General features: G+C 72.8%; 14 protein-coding genes and 1 pseudogene. 3 read left to right on the forward strand and 12 right to left on the reverse strand.

Annotation, left to right across the window (positions count from 1 at the left end; translation table 11 throughout):
• The first annotated feature begins 6 nt into the window (after positions 1-6).
• Entirely contained in the window at positions 7-861 is an 855-nt protein-coding gene (locus ABD832_RS32475; protein ID WP_344903097.1) for a PAC2 family protein, read from the forward strand.
• 121 nt (positions 862-982) lie between these two features.
• Here ABD832_RS32475 and ABD832_RS32480 read toward each other — a convergent pair whose 3' ends face one another.
• The 7 genes and pseudogenes from ABD832_RS32480 to ABD832_RS32510 form a co-directional block, all read right to left on the reverse strand.
• Positions 983-1,717: a sirohydrochlorin chelatase gene (locus ABD832_RS32480; protein ID WP_344903099.1), complete on the reverse strand. Its 735-nt coding sequence runs from the start codon at positions 1,715-1,717 to the stop codon at positions 983-985.
• Complete coding sequence (locus ABD832_RS32485; protein WP_344903102.1) at positions 1,714-2,883, reverse strand: uroporphyrinogen-III synthase; 1,170 nt, start codon at positions 2,881-2,883, stop codon at positions 1,714-1,716. Before ABD832_RS32485 ends, ABD832_RS32480 begins: the two co-directional genes overlap by 4 nt.
• Positions 2,884-2,938: 55 nt before the next feature.
• Positions 2,939-3,301, reverse strand: coding sequence for a nitrite reductase small subunit NirD (gene nirD, locus ABD832_RS32490; protein WP_344903105.1), 363 nt, complete (start codon positions 3,299-3,301; stop codon positions 2,939-2,941).
• 115 nt (positions 3,302-3,416) lie between these two features.
• Positions 3,417-5,864, reverse strand: coding sequence for a nitrite reductase large subunit NirB (gene nirB / locus ABD832_RS32495; protein WP_344903108.1), 2,448 nt, complete (start codon positions 5,862-5,864; stop codon positions 3,417-3,419).
• Between the two features lie 56 nt (positions 5,865-5,920).
• Positions 5,921-7,324: an FAD-dependent oxidoreductase gene (locus tag ABD832_RS32500; RefSeq protein ID WP_413224730.1), complete on the reverse strand. Its 1,404-nt coding sequence runs from the start codon at positions 7,322-7,324 to the stop codon at positions 5,921-5,923.
• A pseudogene (locus tag ABD832_RS32505) lies at positions 7,321-9,394 on the reverse strand (molybdopterin oxidoreductase family protein). The gene ABD832_RS32500 and the pseudogene ABD832_RS32505 overlap by 4 nt, the downstream one beginning before the upstream one ends.
• A gap of 256 nt (positions 9,395-9,650) precedes the next feature.
• Positions 9,651-10,973: an MFS transporter gene (locus tag ABD832_RS32510; RefSeq protein WP_344903111.1), complete on the reverse strand. Its 1,323-nt coding sequence runs from the start codon at positions 10,971-10,973 to the stop codon at positions 9,651-9,653.
• Between the two features lie 205 nt (positions 10,974-11,178).
• Between ABD832_RS32510 and def the strand changes: the two genes are divergently transcribed.
• Both def and ABD832_RS32520 read left to right on the forward strand, forming a co-directional pair.
• Positions 11,179-11,685 (forward strand): peptide deformylase, encoded by a 507-nt coding sequence (gene def, locus ABD832_RS32515; protein ID WP_344903114.1) that lies wholly within the window; start codon positions 11,179-11,181, stop codon positions 11,683-11,685.
• 212 nt (positions 11,686-11,897) lie between these two features.
• On the forward strand, positions 11,898-12,101 hold the full coding sequence (locus ABD832_RS32520) for a cold-shock protein (protein ID WP_344903117.1): 204 nt from the start codon (positions 11,898-11,900) through the stop codon (positions 12,099-12,101).
• Positions 12,102-12,420: 319 nt separating this feature from the next.
• Here ABD832_RS32520 and mshC read toward each other — a convergent pair whose 3' ends face one another.
• From mshC to ABD832_RS32545, 5 genes are all read right to left on the reverse strand, one after another.
• Positions 12,421-13,644: a cysteine--1-D-myo-inosityl 2-amino-2-deoxy-alpha-D-glucopyranoside ligase gene (mshC, locus tag ABD832_RS32525; RefSeq protein WP_344903120.1), complete on the reverse strand. Its 1,224-nt coding sequence runs from the start codon at positions 13,642-13,644 to the stop codon at positions 12,421-12,423.
• Between the two features lie 218 nt (positions 13,645-13,862).
• Positions 13,863-14,591 carry an NRDE family protein gene (locus tag ABD832_RS32530; RefSeq protein ID WP_344903122.1) on the reverse strand — a complete coding sequence of 243 codons (729 nt, stop codon included), beginning with the start codon at positions 14,589-14,591 and terminating at the stop codon, positions 13,863-13,865.
• A gap of 274 nt (positions 14,592-14,865) precedes the next feature.
• The gene (locus ABD832_RS32535) at positions 14,866-15,627 is read right to left on the reverse strand and encodes an SCO1664 family protein (RefSeq protein WP_344903126.1); all 762 of its coding nucleotides are present in this window, start codon (positions 15,625-15,627) and stop codon (positions 14,866-14,868) included.
• Entirely contained in the window at positions 15,624-16,196 is a 573-nt protein-coding gene (locus ABD832_RS32540; RefSeq protein WP_344903129.1) for a DUF3090 domain-containing protein, read from the reverse strand. Before ABD832_RS32540 ends, ABD832_RS32535 begins: the two co-directional genes overlap by 4 nt.
• 9 nt (positions 16,197-16,205) lie before the next feature.
• Entirely contained in the window at positions 16,206-16,898 is a 693-nt protein-coding gene (locus ABD832_RS32545; protein WP_344903132.1) for a histidine phosphatase family protein, read from the reverse strand.
• Positions 16,899-16,909: the final 11 nt, after the last annotated feature.

Here is a 16,909-nt window from a genome sequence, read left to right on the forward strand (position 1 = left end):
GGGCGCGTGATCGAAATCGAAGGTCTGCCCGAGCTCGTCGACCCGGTGATGATCGCCGCGTTCGAGGGGTGGAACGACGCGGGCGAGGCCTCGAGCGGAGTGATCGCGCACCTGGAGGACGAGTGGAAGGCCACCCCGCTGGTCGCCCTGGACCCGGAGGACTACTACGACTTCCAGGTGACCCGCCCGATCGTCGAGATGGGTGAGGGGCTGACCCGGTCCATCACCTGGCCCACCACCAAGCTCTCGGTGGCCAGGCCCCCGGGCGTCGACCGCGACGTGGTGCTGCTGCGCGGCATCGAGCCCAACATGCGCTGGCGGGCGTTCTGCGAGGAGATCGTGTTCGTCTGCCGCGAGCTGGGGGTCGAACTGGCCGTCCTGCTGGGCGCCCTGCTCAACGACTCGCCGCACACCCGCCCGGTGCCGATCGTGGGGTCGGCGACCGACGAGGGCCTGGCCAGGGCGATCAACCTGGAGCTGAGCCGCTACGAGGGCCCGACCGGCATCGTCGGCGTGCTCCAGCACTCCCTGGGCGCCGCCGGGATGCACGCCGTCTCGCTGTGGGCCTCGGTGCCGCACTACGTGGCCCAGCCGCCCAACCCGAAGGCCACCATGGCGCTGCTCAGCCGGATGGAGGACCTGCTCGACATCCCGATGCCGCTGGGCGAGCTGGCCGAGGAGTCACGGGCCTGGGAGCACGGCGTGGACGAGCTGGCCTCGCAGGACAGCGAGGTCGCCGAGTACGTCAAGGAGCTCGAGGAGCGCAAGGACGCCGCCGAGCTGCCCGAGGCGAGCGGCGACGCCATCGCGGCCGAGTTCGAGCGCTACCTGCGCCGCCGCGACCGCGACTCCGACGGCTGAGACCTCCGGGGCCTGCCCCCGGCCGGCCGGGGGTCAGGGTCGGGATCGGTCCCTCGGCGCCTCACAGCACCTTGGCATGCCTCAGGGTGCCCCGGGACGCTCGCCGTGACGTCTCCGGCGGTCAGGCCCGGCCCGACATCTCCCGCGGGCCGCGCCGCACCCGGCCGGTGCCGGTGGCCGTCGCCGTCCGGCGGGCCTGGTCGAAACGGGTCCAGATCAGCGTGGCCAGGTCGGCGTCCACCCCCAGGGGCGCGGCGACCAGGTCGGCTCCCGCGGCCTCCAGGCGGCCCTGGAAGAACCCGGGCGCCAGCAGGTAGGAGGCCAGCGCGACCCGTGGCGCCGGTCCCGAGCGCAGCCGCTCCAGGGCCTCGGCGACCGTGGGGGTGCCCGCGGCGGCGAAGGCCGCGACGACCGGGCGGGAGAGCCGGGCCGCCAGCAGCCGGGCGGCCGCCCGTACGTCGGCCAGGGCCGCGGGGTCGGAGGAGCCCGCGGCGCCCAGGATCACCGAGTCCGCCGCCCGCAGGCCGGCGGCGGCCAGCCGGCGGGCCAGGACGGCGGCCAGCAGCGGGTGGGGTCCCAGCGGGGGCGCCACCACGGCGTCCGAACCGGCCGCGGCCACCACCGAGGGAAGATCGATGTGCACGTGGTAGCCGCCCGCCAGCAGCAGCGGGACCACCACGACGGGACCGGTCAGGCCCGCGAGCACACCGGCCAGCGGGGGCGAGCTGATCTCCAGGAACGCCTGTTCGACGCGGGTCCCGGGACGCCCGGCGCGTACCAGGTCGCACAGTCCGGCCAGGGTCTCCTCCCCCCGGGCGCTGCGCGTGCCGTGCCCGGCCAGGACCAGCGTCGTCACAGGCCCTCGTTCCGGTCGCAGGCCAGGCGGTAGCCGCGCTTGACGACCGTCTCGACGATCCCCGAGGGGCCGAGGGCGCGGCGCAGGCGGGTGATGGCCATCTCGACCGCGTGCTCGGCCGAGTCGCGCGAGGGTCCGCCCGGGAGCACCGTCCGCAGGTCCGAGCGGGCCACCACGTGGCCCGGCTTGTCGGCCAGGCGCTTGAGGACCGCCATCGGCGCCGGGGGCAGCGGCTTGAGCTCGCCGTCCACCGCGACGGCGTGGCCGCGGATCTCCAGCCGGTGGCCGCCGGCGGTCAGCCGGGTGACGCTGTGCCGGGGCAGGTGCCTGGCGAGCGTACGGGCCAGCGTGCCCAGCCGGGAGCGCTCGGGCTGCACGGTGGGCACCCCGCGCGCCTCCAGGGGCGCCGCGGTGACCGGGCCCACGCAGGCGGCCACCACCGGACCGGCGAACGCCGCGATGAGCGCGTCCTCCAGCCCCTCCGCGCGGGCGGAGTTGAGCATGGCCAGCACGGCCGGCGCGCTGGTGAAGGCCACCGCGTCCACCCCGCCGGAGATCGCCTGGCTGATCAGGCGGCGCAGCGGCGACACGTCGCGGTAGGGCAGCCACCGGTAGACCGGCACCTCGATGACCTCGGCCCCGGCCTCGCGCAGCGCGGCCACGAAGCCGGTCAGCGGCTCCCCGTGCAGCTGCACGGCGATGCGGCGGCCGCGCAGGTCCTGGGCGAGCAGGTACTGCTTGACCTCCTCGCACGACTCGGTGGGCGGGGTCCAGTGGTCGGTCAGGCCCGCGGCCCGGACCGCGCCGCGCGCCTTGGGGCCGCGGGTCAGCAGCCGGGCGGAGGCCAGGTGCTCGGCGAGCTCCCCCGACAGCCCCCAGCCCTCGGCTGCGGCCATCCAGCCCCGGAAACCGACCCCGGTCGTGATCACCACGTCGTCGATGGGTGCGGTCAGGCCGGCCCGGGTGGCGGCCAGCAGCTCCGCGTCCTCGGCCACGGGCACCAGCCGGATCGCCGGCGCGCTCACCACCCTGGCCCCCCTGCGCTCCAGCAGCGCGCAGAACTCCTCGCGCCGCCGGGTGGCGGTGACCCCGATCGTGAACCCGGCCAGCGCGTCGGGCGCGGTCTCCGGGGAGCCGGCCTGGTCGTCGGCGGCGGTGATGCTCATCTGTCGTTCACCACTCCTTCGTGGATGTCCGGACGGCCGCGAGCCCCTCTCGCGCTCATCCGGCGCTCACCTCGACCGTCCCGCCGGTCAGCCGGATCGGGTAGATCGGCACGGCCACCGACGCCTCGTCCAGGCAACCCCCCGTCACCAGGGAGAACGCCTGCTTGTGCATGGGTGAGACGACGATGGGCTCGCCCGCGCGGGTGCCCACGATGCCGCGGGACAGCACGTGGGCCCCGCTGAACGGGTCGCGGTTGCCGACCGCGAACAGGGCTCCGTCGAAGGTGCGGAACACCGCGATCTGGTGGCCGCCGACGAGCGCGCAGGCTCCGCGCTCGGGCAGCAGGTCGGTGTAGGAGCAGACCGGCGTCCAGACGGTCGTCTCCAGCGTCTCCAGGTCTTCGCGTACGGCGGTCATCGGTGCGGGCCTTTCTGCTCGGTCTGCTCGGGGTGCTCTGGTTTCTCGGGTTTCCCGGGGGTTGCCCGGCGCGGTGGTCTCGGGGGCCGGGGGTCGTGCCGGCCGGGCGCCCGGCTCAGGAGCGGACCGCCTCCAGCGGGATCAGGACCGGCTTGACCTGGTCGCGCTCGGTCTCGAAGGCGATCGAGGGGTCCGGGGTCCCGGGGGCGTTGACGAACGAGACGAACCGCCGCAACTTGTCCGGGTCCTCGATCGTGACGCGCCACTCGTCGGCGTAACCGGCCACGTGCCGCGCCATCTGGGCGTCCAGGTCGGCGCAGATCCCCAGGGAGTCCTCCAGGACCACCTCCTGGACGTAGGCCAGCCCCTGGTTCTCCAGCCACACCGAGGTGCGCTGCAGGCGGTCGGCGGTGCGGATGTAGAACATCAGGAACCGGTCGATGACGCGGATCAGCTCCTCGGTGTCCAGGTCGGAGGCGAACAGGTCGGCGTGGCGCGGGGTGAAGCCGCCGTTGCCGCCCACGTAGAGGTTCCAGCCCTGCTCGGTGGCGATGATGCCGAAGTCCTTGCCCCTGGCCTCGGCGCACTCGCGGGCGCAGCCGGACACGGCCGACTTGAGCTTGTGCGGCGAGCGCAGCCCCCGGTAGCGCAGCTCCAGCGCCACCGCCAGGCCGACCGCGTCCTGCACGCCGTAGCGGCACCAGGTGGAGCCCACGCACGACTTGACCGTGCGCAGCGCCTTGCCGTAGGCGTGGCCGGACTCGAAACCCGCGTCCACCAGGCGCTTCCAGATCAGCGGCAGCTGCTCCACCCGGGCCCCGAACAGGTCGATCCGCTGCCCTCCGGTGATCTTGGTGTAGAGGTCGAAGTCGCGGGCCACCTCGCCGATCACGATCAGCTTCTCGGGGGTGATCTCCCCGCCGGGGATGCGCGGCACCACCGAGTAGGTCCCGTTGCGCTGGATGTTGGCCAGGAAGTGGTCGTTGGTGTCCTGCAGCGCGGCCTGCTCGCCGTCGAGGATGTGGCCGTTGCCGAGCGAGGCCAGGATCGAGGCGACGACGGGCTTGCACACGTCGCAGCCGCGCCCGGTGCCGTGCTCGGCGATGATCTGCGAGAACGTGGTGAGCCCGCGGACCCGCACGATGTCGAACAACTCGGCCCTGCTCTGCGCGAAGTGCTCGCACAGGGCCTTGGAGACCTCCACGCCCGAGGAGACGAGGAGCTGCTTGAGCATCGGGACGCAGCTGCCGCAGGTGGTGCCCGCGCGGGTGCACGCCTTGATGCCGGGCACGTCGGTGAGGCCGTGGTCGGCGATGGCCGAGCACACCTGCCCCTTGGTGACGTTGTTGCAGGAGCAGACCTGGGCGTCGTCGGGCAGTTCCATGTTCGACGGGCCGCCGGTGAACAGCAGCTCGCTCGGCGATCCCGGCAGCTCGCGGCCGACGAACGGCTTGAGGGTGTTGTACGGGGTGGCGTCGCCGACGCAGATCCCGCCGAGCAGCGTGCGGGCGTCGTCGCTGACGAAGAGCCGCTGGTAGACGCCGCCCACCGGGTCCATGAACGTCACGTCCAGGGCGCCCTCCATGGCGCCGAACTGGGCGACCTCCACGCCGAGCAGCTTGAGCTTGGTGGACAGGTCGGCGCGGGTGAAGACCGCCTCGCCGCCGCAGATACGGTCGGCGGCGACCTCGGCCATCGTGAAGCACGGGCCGACCAGCCCGTAGACCATGCCGTCGTGCAGAGCGCACTCGCCGATCGCGTAGATCGCCGGGTCGCCGGTGCGCATGCCGTCGTCCACCGCGATCCCGCCGCGCGCGCCGACCTCCAGCCCGGACTGCCTGGCCAGCTCGTCGCGGGGCCTGACCCCCGCCGAGAAGATCACGATCTGGGCGTCGATGGTCTCCCCGTCGGGCTTGAGGAGCCCGGCGACCCGCCCGTCCGGGCCGGCGACGATCTCCTTCGCGCCGGCGTCGGTGTGCACGGTCAGGCCGAGGGCCTCCACGTGGCCCCGGAGCACGGAGCCGCCGCCCTCGTCGACCTGGCGGGGCATGAGCCAGCCGCCCATCTCGACCACGTGCGTGTCCATGCCCAGGCCGCGCAGCGCGTCGGCGGCCTCCAGGCCGAGCAGCCCGCCGCCGATCACCACGCCGCCGGTGGCGTCCGCGGCGGCCCGCCTGATCGCGTCGAGGTCGTCGATCGTGCGGTAGACGAAGCAGCCCTCCAGCTCCCTGCCGGGCACCGGCGGCACGAACGGGCTGGACCCGGTGGCCAGCACCAGCGTGTCGTAGGGCTCCCGGTGGCCGTCGGCGGTGACGACCTCCCGCGCCAGGCGGTCGATCTCGACGACCCGGGACGACAGGCGCAGCACGACGCCGTCGGGCACCGGGTAGCTGAGGTCCTCCACGCTCTTCCCGGTCAGGTACGAGGTCAGCGCCACCCGGTCGTACGCCGATCGGGGCTCCTCCCCCAGCACGGTGATGCGGCCCGCGAAACCCTTGGCGATCAGGGCCTCGACCAGGCGGTGCGATGTCGGTCCGTGTCCTACGACGACAAGCCGTGACATGGTCGTCCTTCCCTTCTCGTCGATCTCGTCCGTCCGCCCCGCGCCCGTCCCGCCGGTCATGCCGAGACCCCTTCCTGCTCGCAGAGCCAGTCGACGATGCCCTCCACCGCGTCGTGGCAGCCGCCACAGCCGGTGGTGGCCCGGGTGGCGGCGGCCACGGCCGCGACGTCCCGGGCTCCGGACTCCCAGCAGGCCCTGATCTGGCCCTTGGTCACGTTGTTGCACTGGCAGACCCTGGCCGCGTCGGGCATCCTGACCGGGCTCTCGGCGACCGTGCCGCCCGACAGGCCGGGGAACAGCAGTCCCGCCCGGTCGCCGGGCAGCGGACCTCCCCGGTCGAAGAGCTGGGTGAGGTTGCCCACGGTGGAGGTCTCGCCCAGCAGGATCACGCCGACCAGGCGGCCGTCCCGGATGACCAGCTTGCGGTAGGTGCCGGTGGCCCGGTGGCTGAACCGCACCACCTCGGCGTCGTCCTCGGTCAGGTGGGTCTCGCCCATCGCGGCCAGCTCCACGCTCTTGGCCTTGAGCCGGGTCACCAGCCGCGACCCCCGGTAGCGGGCGGTCTTGTCGGTGCCGGTGACGAGGTCGGCGACCACCGCGGCCTGCTCCCAGGCCGGGGCGACCAGCCCGTAGACCCTGCCCCGGTGCTCGGCGCACTCGCCGATCGCGAAGATCGAGGGGTCGTCGGTGCGCATCTCGTCGTCGACGACGATCCCGCGCGCCACCTCCAGGCCCGCGTCCCTGGCCAGAGCGGTCACCGGGCGGATGCCGCAGGCCAGCACCACCAGGTCGGCCTCGACGGTCTCGTCCCCGGTGAGCCGTACGCCGCCGTCGGTGATCTCCTCGATGACGACGCCGGTCCTGATGTCCACGCCCAGCCCGCCCAGGGTCTGGCCCAGCACGAGCCCGGCCTCGGCGTCGAGCTGGCGGTCCATCAGGTGCCCGGCCAGGTGCAGCAGCGTCACCGGCAGCCCGCGCCCGGCCAGGCCCCGGGCCGCCTCGATGCCGAGCAGCCCGCCGCCGACCACCACGGCGCGCCGCGCCGATCCGGCCGCCCGCAGGATCGCGTGGCAGTCGTCCATCGTCCGGAACGTCACGGCCCGCTCCGCTCCCGGGATCGGCGGCACCACGGCCTCGCTGCCGGTCGCCAGGACCAGCACGTCGTACGGTTCGCGCCTGCCGGTCGCGGTGATCACGAACTGGCTCTCCCGGTCCACCGCGACCACCTCGACGCCGGGTACGGCCGTCACCGAGTGGTCGGCGTACCAGGCCGGGTCCAGCAGCCGTACCTGGTCGGGGGGCATCGTCCCGGCCACCACGTTCGACAGCAGCACCCGGTTGTAGGGCTGGCCGTGCTCGGCGCCGAACACGGTCAGTCCCACGTGCCGGTCACGGGCGCGGATCTCGCTCACCAGGCGGGCACCGGCCATGCCGTTGCCCACCACCACGATCCGGGTCATCGGGCACGCTCCACTCTGACCGCGCACACCTTGAACTCCGGCATCCGCGACACCGGGTCCAGGGCCGGGTTGGTGAGCAGGTTGACGCCGGGCCAGTGGAAGGGCATGAACACGGTGTCGGGCCGGATGGCCGCGCTGACCCTGGCCGGGGCCTCGGTCTCGCCGCGCCGTCCGATCACCCGCAGCCTCTCGCCGTGCGTCACGTCCAGCCGTTCGGCCAGGTCGGGGTGCAGTTCCACGAAACCCTCCGGTGCAGCCGCGTTGAGAGAGGCGATCCGCCGGGTCTGCGCGCCGCTCTGGTAGTGGGCCAGCACCCGCCCGGTCGTGAGGTAGAGCGGGTACTCGGCGTCGACGTCCTCGTCGGGCGGGCGGTGCTCGACCGGCAGGAAGCGGGCGCGCCCGTCGGGGGTGGGGAAGCGGTCCAGGAACGGCCGCGGGGTGCCGGGGTGGTCCTCGGCCGGGCACGGCCAGAACACGCCGGTCTCGGCCGCGATCCGCTCGTAGGTGATGCCCGCGTAGTCGGCGATCCCGCCGGCCGAGGCGCGGCGCAGCTCGTCGAAGACCTCGCGGGGGTCGGCGGAGAAGCCGTCCGTGCCGCGCAGCCGCGCGGCCAGGCCGCGCAGGATCTCCAGGTCGCTGCGCACCCCCCGCCGGCGGGTCGATCGCCCGGCGGCGCAGCAGCACCCGTCCCTCCAGGTTGGTCATGGTGCCGCTCTCCTCGGCCCACTGGGTGGTGGGCAGGACCACGTCGGCCGTGGCGGCCGTCTCCGACAGGACCATGTCCGAGACCACCAGCAGGTCCAGCGCGCCGAGACGCTCGGCCACCCGCCCGGCGTGCGGCGCCGAGACCAGCGGGTTGGAGCCGAACAGCAGCAGCGCCCGGGGGCCGGTGGGGGTGCCGAGCGCGTCCAGCAGCTCGTAGGCCGAACGGCCCGGGCCGGGCAGGTCGCCGGGGTCGACGCCCCAGACCGCGGCGACGTGCGCGCGGGCGGCCGGGTCGTCGATCTTCCGGTAGCCGGGGAGCTGGTCGGCCTTCTGGCCGTGCTCGCGGCCTCCCTGGCCGTTGCCCTGGCCGGTGATGCAGCCGTACCCCGATCCCTGGCGGCCGGGCAGGCCGAGGGCCAGGGCGAGGTTGACGAACGCGCTGACCGTGTCGGTGCCCTTGGCGTGCTGCTCGGCTCCGCGGCCGGTGAGGATCGCGGCCCGGTCCGCGGCGGCCAGGATCGCCACCGCGGCGCGCATCCGGGCGACCGGCACGCCGGTGATCCGCTCCACCCGCTCGGGCCACCAGGCCGCGACCGAGGTGCGGACCGCCTCGAAGCCGCCGGTACGGGCTGCCACGTACGCCTCGTCGACGTCGCCCTGGGCGATGACGATGTGCAGCAGGCCCAGCGCCAGCGCCAGGTCGGTGCCGGGGGTGGGCTGCAGGTGCAGGTCGGCCTGGCGGGCGGTCGCGGTGACCCGCGGGTCGATGACGATCAGCCGCCCGCCCGCCTCGCGCATCGCGGCCAGGTGCCGGACGAAGGGCGGCATGGTCTCGGCCACGTTCCCGCCCGCCAGCAGCACCGCGTCGGCGCGGGCCAGGTCGGTGATCGGGAACGGCAGGCCGCGGTCCATGCCGAAGGCGCGGCCGGTGGCCGCGGCGGCCGAGGACATGCAGAACCGGCCGTTGTAGTCGATCTGGCTGGTCCGCAGCACCACCCGGGCGAACTTGCCGAGCTGGTAGGCCTTCTCGTTGGTCAGCCCGCCGCCGCCGAACACGGCCACCCCGTCGGGGCCGCAGGCGGCCTGGACGGCGCGGATCCGGTCGGCGACGAAGTCCAGCGCCTCGTCCCAGCCGACCTCCTCACCGTGCAGCAGGGGGGTGGTGAGCCGGTCACCGGTGAGGAGCTCACCGGCGGTCCAGCCCTTCTGACACAGTCCTCCCGCGTTGGCGGGAATGTCCTGGCGCGGGGTGATGGTGATCGTCTCACCCGTCGCGACGTTCATGCCGCACTGCAGAGCGCAGTACGGGCAGTGGGTCGCCGTCCCGGCCTTCACAGGCGGCGGGGCGGGAAGTGAGACCGGCATGGATCCGATGGTGCTTTCAGGCGGTTTCACCGCGAGGTCCCCCCTGTTACCGATGTGCTACAAGCCGCTAACCGCGTTCACATGCGCGATGAGGCGGGTGTGAGTGGTCCGTCGGCCGGGCCCGCGCCGGATGTGAGGACGCGCCGCGCGCCGGGCCTCCCGGACGCGCCGGGGATGCCCGGCTCGCCCGGGGTGCCCGCGAGGCCCGGGAGGCCCGGGGTGCCCGCGAGGCCCGGGAGGCCCGGCGCGCCGCCGGTCACACGCGGGCCGCCGCCAGGCTGGGCACGGAACCCGCGGTACGCAGGTAGCAGGCCCAGGTGAGGATCGCGCACAGCACGTAGAAGGCGGCGAACGAGCCCAGCGCGGCACCCGCTCCCCCGGTCGCGGCGATGGAGCTGCCGAACCCGCGGTTGATGAAGAACCCGCCGAACGCGCCGATCGCGGAGATGATCCCGACCGCGGCGGAGGAGTCCCGCCTGCCGACCGCGAGCGCGGCCTCGTAGGCCGCCGTGCCCGGGGCGAGGCCCGCCACGGCCTTGGCCCGGAAGATCGCCGGGATCATCCGGTAGGTGGAGCCGTTGCCGATGCCGGTGGTGGCGACCAGGAGCATGTAGGCGCCGAAGAAGAGCGGGAAGGCGTGCTGGGCCAGGCCCTGCCAGACCAGCGCCGCCGCGCCGGCCATGGCGCCGAAGTTGACCAGCGTCACCCGGGCTCCGCCGAGCCGGTCCGACAGCCAGCCTCCGGCCGGGCGGATCAGGGAGCCGACCAGCGGGCCGAGGAAGGCCAGGGCGACCAGGGAGGCCTGCTCGGGGAACTGGGTCTTGATGAGCAGCGGGAACGCCGTGGCGTAGCCGATGAACGAGCCGAACGTGCCGATGTACAGCAGCGACATGATCCAGGTCTGGGCCCGTCCGGCGACCTTGAGCTGGTCGGCGGGGCTGGCCTTGGCGGAGGTCAGGTTGTCCATGAAGAAGTAGGCGCCGAGCGCGGCGGCCAGGATGAACGGGATCCAGAACAATCCGGCCGCGGCCAGCCCGAACGCGCCGATCACCAGGGGCATGACGAGCTGCACGGAGCTGACCCCGATGTTGCCGCCCGCCGCGTTGAGGCCGAGCGCCGTCCCCTGCCTGCCCTGGGGGTAGAAGTGGGTGATGTTGGCCATGCTGGAGGCGAAGTTGCCGCCGCCCAGGCCCGCGGTGGCCGCGATCACCAGGAACACCCAGTACGGGGTGTTCGGGTCACCGACCGCGAACGCCAGCAGCACCGCGGGTATCAGCAGCAGCAGAGCGCTGACCACGGTGAAGTTCCGGCCGCCGAATTTGGCGGGGGCGAAGGTGTAGGGGATGCGCAGGGCCGAGCCGACCAGGTTGGGCAGCGAGACGATCCAGAAGAGCTGGTCGGTGGAGAAGTCGTAGGAGCTCATCTTCACGGTCACGATGCTCCACACGGTCCACAGCGTGAACCCCAGGTGCTCGGCGAAGATGGAGAAGATCAGGTTCCGCCGGGCCACCCTCTTGCCCTGACCTTGCCAGAAGTCCGGGTCGTCGGGCCGCCAGTCACTGATCCAGGGCTTCGCCATCATTCCTCCTGCGGGTTTTCGGGGCTTCGGTCCGAAAAACTACGAGGAGGCGGTTACGCACATTCACTATGTGTGATGGTGCGCCGGTTACATGTGACTAACCGCGGAAATATGCAATGCACACGCCGCACTCCGGCAACATGACCGAAACACAGGGTCCCGGAGGGTGACGGTTGAGCCACGGCGGCAACGGGAACCGTCCTCGATGCCGATTCGACCTCTGCGGGGAGTGTGCGTGGCCGTCCAGCCGATCCGACCCTTCACCGATCCTGTGCTGCGAACGGTCGCCGAGGCGGTGACCGACTTCGACCGGGAGCTGCGCGTCCTGGTCAAGTCGCTCCAGGCGACGATGCGGGCGGGGGCCGGCCGCGCCGGTCTGGCCGCGCCGCAGATCGGCGTCCCGCTGCGGGTGGTCGTCTACGACCTGGACGGCAAGGCCGGCCACCTGGTCAACCCCCGCCTGGAGCTGTCCGAGCGCAGGATCGTGGCCGACGAGGCGTGCCTGTCGGCGCCCGGCCGCTGGTGGCCACTGGAACGCTCCTACATGGTCACCGCGCGTGGCCGCGACATGTTCGGCAAACCGGTCACGGTCCGGGCGCTGGGCATGCTCGCCCGGGTGCTGCAGCACGAGGCCGACCACCTCGACGGCACCCTGTTCGTCGACCGCCTCCCCGCCGAGGAGCGGGAGCGGTTCCTGTCCTCGATTCCGTGAGTTGTGCGTCCCGATGCGGGGCGATAGAGTTGAGTGGTTGCAGTCGTAATTCTCGCTTAGCCTTATCATCTCAAGTGCTTATGAGAGTCCGCCGGCAGCGGACGTTACAGGTTTCTCCGGATGGTCTCCGCGGGTGCATGGTAGGGTCCGCAACGCAGCCCCGCGCCGCCGACCTGGCGGCTCGGTGAGGCTCCCAATGAGGAGAAGTAGTTTTGTCTGAGGGCACCGTTAAGTGGTTCAACGCCGAAAAGGGCTTCGGATTCATCGCACCGGATGACGGCACCGCCGATGTCTTCGTGCACTACTCGGCCATCAACTCCGGCGGCTACCGCAGCCTGGAGGAGAACCAGCGTGTCAGCTTCGTCACCACGCAGGGCCAGAAGGGCCCGCAGGCCGACCAGGTTCAGGTCATCTGACCCGGTCTGACCTAAGGGGCCTGACCTAAGGCTTCAGATCGAGCCCGTCCCGCGCGAGCGGGGCGGGCTCGATCGCTTTTCCCGCATCTTTCCCTTGGCCGCACCCCTCCCGCCGGGCGTTCGGATCCTCCGGTTCCCAGGGAAAGCGGGACTCTCCACCGGGCGTTCGGATCCTCCGATGCTCAGGGGGAAGCGGGACTCTCCACCGGGCCTTCGGATCTCCCGTGCTCAGGGGAGATCGGGGCTCTCCGGCGTCCACGTGGGCGCCGGAGAACACCCCGGAGCGCGGAGCGGGGTCCTGGGGCTCACACCCCGGGGGTCACAGGGCGACGCCGAGCAGCGTGTCCACGATCCGCGCGACCAGGGCCGGGGCGCCCGGGTCGGTCCCGCCCTCGGACAGTGCTCGCTCTGCCCAGTCGTCGACGGCCGCCAGCGCGCCGGGGGCGTCCAGGTCGTCGGCCATCCGGTCGCGTACCCGCTCCAGCACGGCACCGGCGTCCGGGCCGGCCGCCAGCGCCGCGGCCGAGCGCCAGCGCTCCAGCCGCGCCTCGGCCGAGGTCAGCAGGCCGGCCGTCCACTCCCAGTCCGAGCGGTAGTGGTGGGCCAGCAGCGCCAGCCGGATGGCCATCGGGTCGCTCTCCCGGCGCAGGCGGGAGACGAAGACCAGGTTGCCCTTGGACTTGGACATCTTCTCGCCATCCAGGGCGACCATGCCCGCGTGCACGTACGCCTTGGCGAAGGGCCACTCGCCGGACGCCACATGGCCCTCGTGGGCCCCGCACTCGTGGTGCGGGAAGATCAGGTCGGAGCCGCCTCCGGCGACGTCGAAGCCGCCGGAGAGGTTCGCCAGGGCGATCGCGGTGCACTCGATGTGCCAGCCCGGCCTGCCCGGCCCGAACACCGAGGGCCAGGACGGCTCCCCCGGGCGCTCCGCGCGCCAGAGCAGCCAGTCCAGGGGGTGCTTCTTGCCCTGCCTGCCGGGGTCTCCCCCGCGCTCGCCGAACAGGGCCAGCATCCGCTCCTCGGAGTAGCCCGAGACGGCGCCGAACTTGGGGGCCGCGGACACGTCGAAGTAGACGTCCCCGTCGAGCTCGTAGGTGGCGCCCTTGTCGCGCAGCACCTCGACCAGGTCCGCCACCTGGCCGATCACCTCGGTCACGGCCACGTAGTCGCGCGGCGGGAGGACGCGCAGCGCCTCCATGTCGGTCCGGAACAGCTCGATCTCACGTTCGGCCAGCTCACGCCAGTCCACGCCGGTCCGCTCCGCGCGCTCCAGCAGGGGGTCGTCGACGTCGGTGGCGTTCTGGGTGAAGTGCACCTGGTGCCCGGCGTCCAGCCAGGCCCGGTTGACCAGGTCGAAGGCGAGATAGGTGTTCGCGTGCCCTATGTGGGTGGCGTCGTAGGGCGTGATGCCGCAGACGTACATCCGTGCCGTGGCACCCGGCCGCGTGGTGACGACCTCGCGCGCGGCCGTGTCGAACAGCCGCAGCGGGACACCGGCACCGGGAAGCCCGGGAACCGTCGGCGCCGACCACGATCTCATCACATACCTCCAGCGTGGGGACCCCGGATTCTAACCCCGGGAGGGGAAGCGGAGCGGACCGCCCGGTGCCGGCGGGGATCCGGCCCGCGGGAGGCCGGTGGTCCCGGCGCCGGCCATGGGAGGACGTCAAAAAGGGAGCCTATCCAGCGAACCGACCATCCCGGTCACCCCGGGGTGGTGAACAAGGACATTCACCTCAACCCCGGGGACTCACCGGATCATTCCGGCAGGATCGCGCCGAAGGCGGCCGGGTCCCGGGGGTCGGCGGTGAACTCGTAGCGGACACCCCCGGGCGCCAGTCCCAGCAGGGTGACCGACACCGACCCGAAGACCCGGCCCTCGGGCAGATCACGATTGACGATCATGGTGCGGGGGTCGCCGGAGGGCACTCCCGCGCCGGTGGCGAGCTCCCGCCACCTCTCCCAGGGGCCGTCCAGCCCGGACGGGCGCTCCGCGGCGGCGAACAACGGCCGGAAGAAGGCGACGCGCTCGTCCTCCTCGCCCCGTTCCCAGCCGCTGTTGACGATCATGTGGGTTCCCGGGGGGAGGTCCTCCCGCCCCAGCGCGACCCCGTCCCAGTGCCACAGCCGGGCCCCGTCGAGGTCGGCCCGGAGCAGGTGGAAGGGGTCGTAGCCGTCCAGGCCGCTCTCGGGCAGGTCCTCCCCGGCCGCCGCGAGCAGTGGCAGGTCGCCCCGCGATCGGCGGGTCGCGTCCGGGGCGGGCACGCCGCGCCCGTTGAGGACGGCCCCGGCCCTCCTGCTCCCGGGATCGACCGCCAGCCAGGTACCGCCGCCCCGCAGGTCACGCCCGCCGATCAGGCCGGGACGTTCGCGCGGCCAGTGCTCGCCCGGGGGGACCCATGGACGGTCGGTGAACTCATCGCGCACCCCGACCACGATCAGGGGGATCTCGGCGCTCGGATCGATGCTGACGACAACCGTGCACATGCCGGGAGGTTACGCCCTCGGCGGGCACGCCTTCGGCGGGCACGCCTTCGGGGCGGGGGTGCGGACAGCGGGGGTCCGTACGGCGGGGCCGTCCCGCCGTCACGGCACGGTCGTCCGGACGCGGTCGTCCAGGCATGGTCGTCCAGGCGCGGTCGTCCGGACGCGGTCGTCCGGGCACGGCTCTCCCGGTGGGGTCGTCCCGGCGGGCCGGTCGCGGGGACGGTGGGTGCCGCGGGGTGGTGAGGGTCGCGCGGTGGTGCGGGGGATGCGGGGCTCAGATCGGCGGCCACGGGATGGCGGGCCAGTCCTTGGAGGGCATCGGGTGCAGGCCGGTGTCGAGGAGCCTGCGGACCCGGGCCCAGGTGGCCTCGACCTCGTGGGAGGTGAGGAGCTCGCGCAGGCGGTTCCCCAGGCGGCCCTCCTCCAGGTCGCGTTCGAGGCGGGTCAGGACGTTCATGGCCTCACGCGACAGCGGCTTGCCGCGCCACTGCCACAGCACGGTGCGCAGCTTGTCCTCGGCGGAGAAGGAGACCCCGTGGTCGACCCCGTAGATGTGGCCGTCGGCGAGCGGCAGCAGGTGGCCGCCCTTGCGGTCGGCGTTGTTGACGACCGCGTCGAAGACCGCCATCCGCCGCAGCGAGGGATGGCGGCTGCGGATCAGCACCATCAGGTCGATCTCGGGGTCGGTGTCGACCCACAGCTGGCACATGCCGGGACCGAAGGGACCGTCGCGGTAGACGGTGGGCGGCACGATCCGCCAGCCGATGGCCGCGGACACCTCGTAGGCGGCGACCTCGCGAGCGGCCAGGGTGCCGTCGGGGAAGTCCCACAGGGGGCGCTCGCCCCGCACGGGTTTGTACACGCAGGCCGCCGAGAGCCCGGCGTGCCGTATCGAGCAGTAGAGCGTCATGTTGGTCGCCTCGACCAGGCGGCCCGCCACCTCCAGCCTTCCGTTCCGGAGCAGACGCGTCGCGGTCTCCTCGTCGAGCCCCGTGGCCGGCGCCGCACTCAGCGTCGGCTCGCTCTCAGCACTCATTCGCCTCCTCCAGCAGATGAAGCGCTATTACCCCGGTAACCGTTGAGCCGCACGCAGATGTGCCCCTCGGGATCGAGAGGCTGGGCACAGAGCGGGCAGGGGGGGCGCCCGGCGGCGACGAGCGCCAGGGCCCGCCTGGTGAAGGCCCGTGCGGCGACGGGGCTGATGTGAACGCGCAGTACCGTGGGCTCGTCCGTCTCCGAGGGGTCGAACTCCTCCTCCTCGGCGACCGCCTCCTGGGCCTCGATGACCACCTGGGCCGCCTCGGAGTCCCACGCGAGCGCCATGGCGCCCACGCGGAAGTCCTCGCTGATCGGCACGTCCAGGGGGGCGTTGTCCGCCGGCGCGGCCTGGACGGCGGGCATCGGGACGTCGCCCTCGCCACGCCGCAGCACCTCGTCGAGCAGCTCGTCGAGACGGTCGGCCAACGCCGCGACCTGGAACTTCTCCAGCGCCACGGTGGTCAGCCTGCCCTGGCCCCGAGCCTGCAGGAAGAAGGCTCGTGATCCCGGTTGCCCCACGGCACCGGCCACGAATCTCTCGGGTGGATCGTAGTCGAAGACCGGCATAGCCCGACCTTACGTGGTCCCGGATCCGCCGCCGACTGCGGCATCGCTCCCGGTGGAATTTTCTCCCCCCTCCTCGCCCTCCGAACCCTCCTTTTGCCGCAATCCGCTCACATCTCCCCCGATGTCGTTGAGCCTGAGCACGAAGGGACGCAGGGGGGTGTAGCGGATGGCGGTGAGCGAGGCCGGATCGGCCGTGATCCGCTGGAACTGGTCCAGGTGGAGCCCCATGGCGTCGGCCACGATGGCCTTGATCACGTCTCCGTGGCTGCAGACGAGGTAGGTCGCCTTCGGGCCCAGCCGCTCGTTCCACTCCCTGACGGCGGTCACGGCGCGGTGCTGCACGGCCGCCAGGGACTCGCCCCCGGGGAAGGTGACCGCGCTCGGGTGGGCCTGGACGACCGGCCACAGCGGGTCCTTGACGAGCTCGGCGATCGGGCGGCCCGTCCAGTCGCCGTAGCGGCACTCGCCGAAGCGCTCGTCGGTCAGCACCTCGCGCCCCCCGGCGACCGCCTGCGCGGTCTCCTGACAGCGTTCCAGCGGGCTGGAGACGATCGCGTCGAGCTCCAGGCCGGCCAGTCGCGCGGCGAGCGCCTCCGCCTGGGCCCGTCCCGCGTCGCTGAGGTGGACCTCGGGGGTCCAGCCCGCGAGGACCGGACCGGTGAGATGGGTAAGGCCGTGTCTGGCCAGCAACAAGGTCGTCACGGGGCCAAGTC

Origin of the sequence: Streptosporangium longisporum, from assembly GCF_039534895.1 — a bacterium.
Taxonomy (GTDB): domain Bacteria; phylum Actinomycetota; class Actinomycetes; order Streptosporangiales; family Streptosporangiaceae; genus Streptosporangium; species Streptosporangium longisporum.

Coding starts and splice junctions, on each gene's coding strand:
- ABD832_RS32485 (WP_344903102.1), bottom strand. CDS start 2,883: ATGAGCATCACCGCCGCCGACGACCAGGCCGGCTCCCCGGAGACCGCG.
- nirD (WP_344903105.1), bottom strand. CDS start 3,301: ATGACCGCCGTACGCGAAGACCTGGAGACGCTGGAGACGACCGTCTGG.
- nirB (WP_344903108.1), bottom strand. CDS start 5,864: ATGTCACGGCTTGTCGTCGTAGGACACGGACCGACATCGCACCGCCTG.
- ABD832_RS32500 (WP_413224730.1), bottom strand. CDS start 7,324: ATGACCCGGATCGTGGTGGTGGGCAACGGCATGGCCGGTGCCCGCCTG.
- ABD832_RS32510 (WP_344903111.1), bottom strand. CDS start 10,973: ATGGCGAAGCCCTGGATCAGTGACTGGCGGCCCGACGACCCGGACTTC.
- def (WP_344903114.1), top strand. CDS start 11,179: ATGCCGATTCGACCTCTGCGGGGAGTGTGCGTGGCCGTCCAGCCGATC.
- mshC (WP_344903120.1), bottom strand. CDS start 13,644: ATGAGATCGTGGTCGGCGCCGACGGTTCCCGGGCTTCCCGGTGCCGGT.
- ABD832_RS32530 (WP_344903122.1), bottom strand. CDS start 14,591: ATGTGCACGGTTGTCGTCAGCATCGATCCGAGCGCCGAGATCCCCCTG.
- ABD832_RS32535 (WP_344903126.1), bottom strand. CDS start 15,627: ATGAGTGCTGAGAGCGAGCCGACGCTGAGTGCGGCGCCGGCCACGGGG.
- ABD832_RS32540 (WP_344903129.1), bottom strand. CDS start 16,196: ATGCCGGTCTTCGACTACGATCCACCCGAGAGATTCGTGGCCGGTGCC.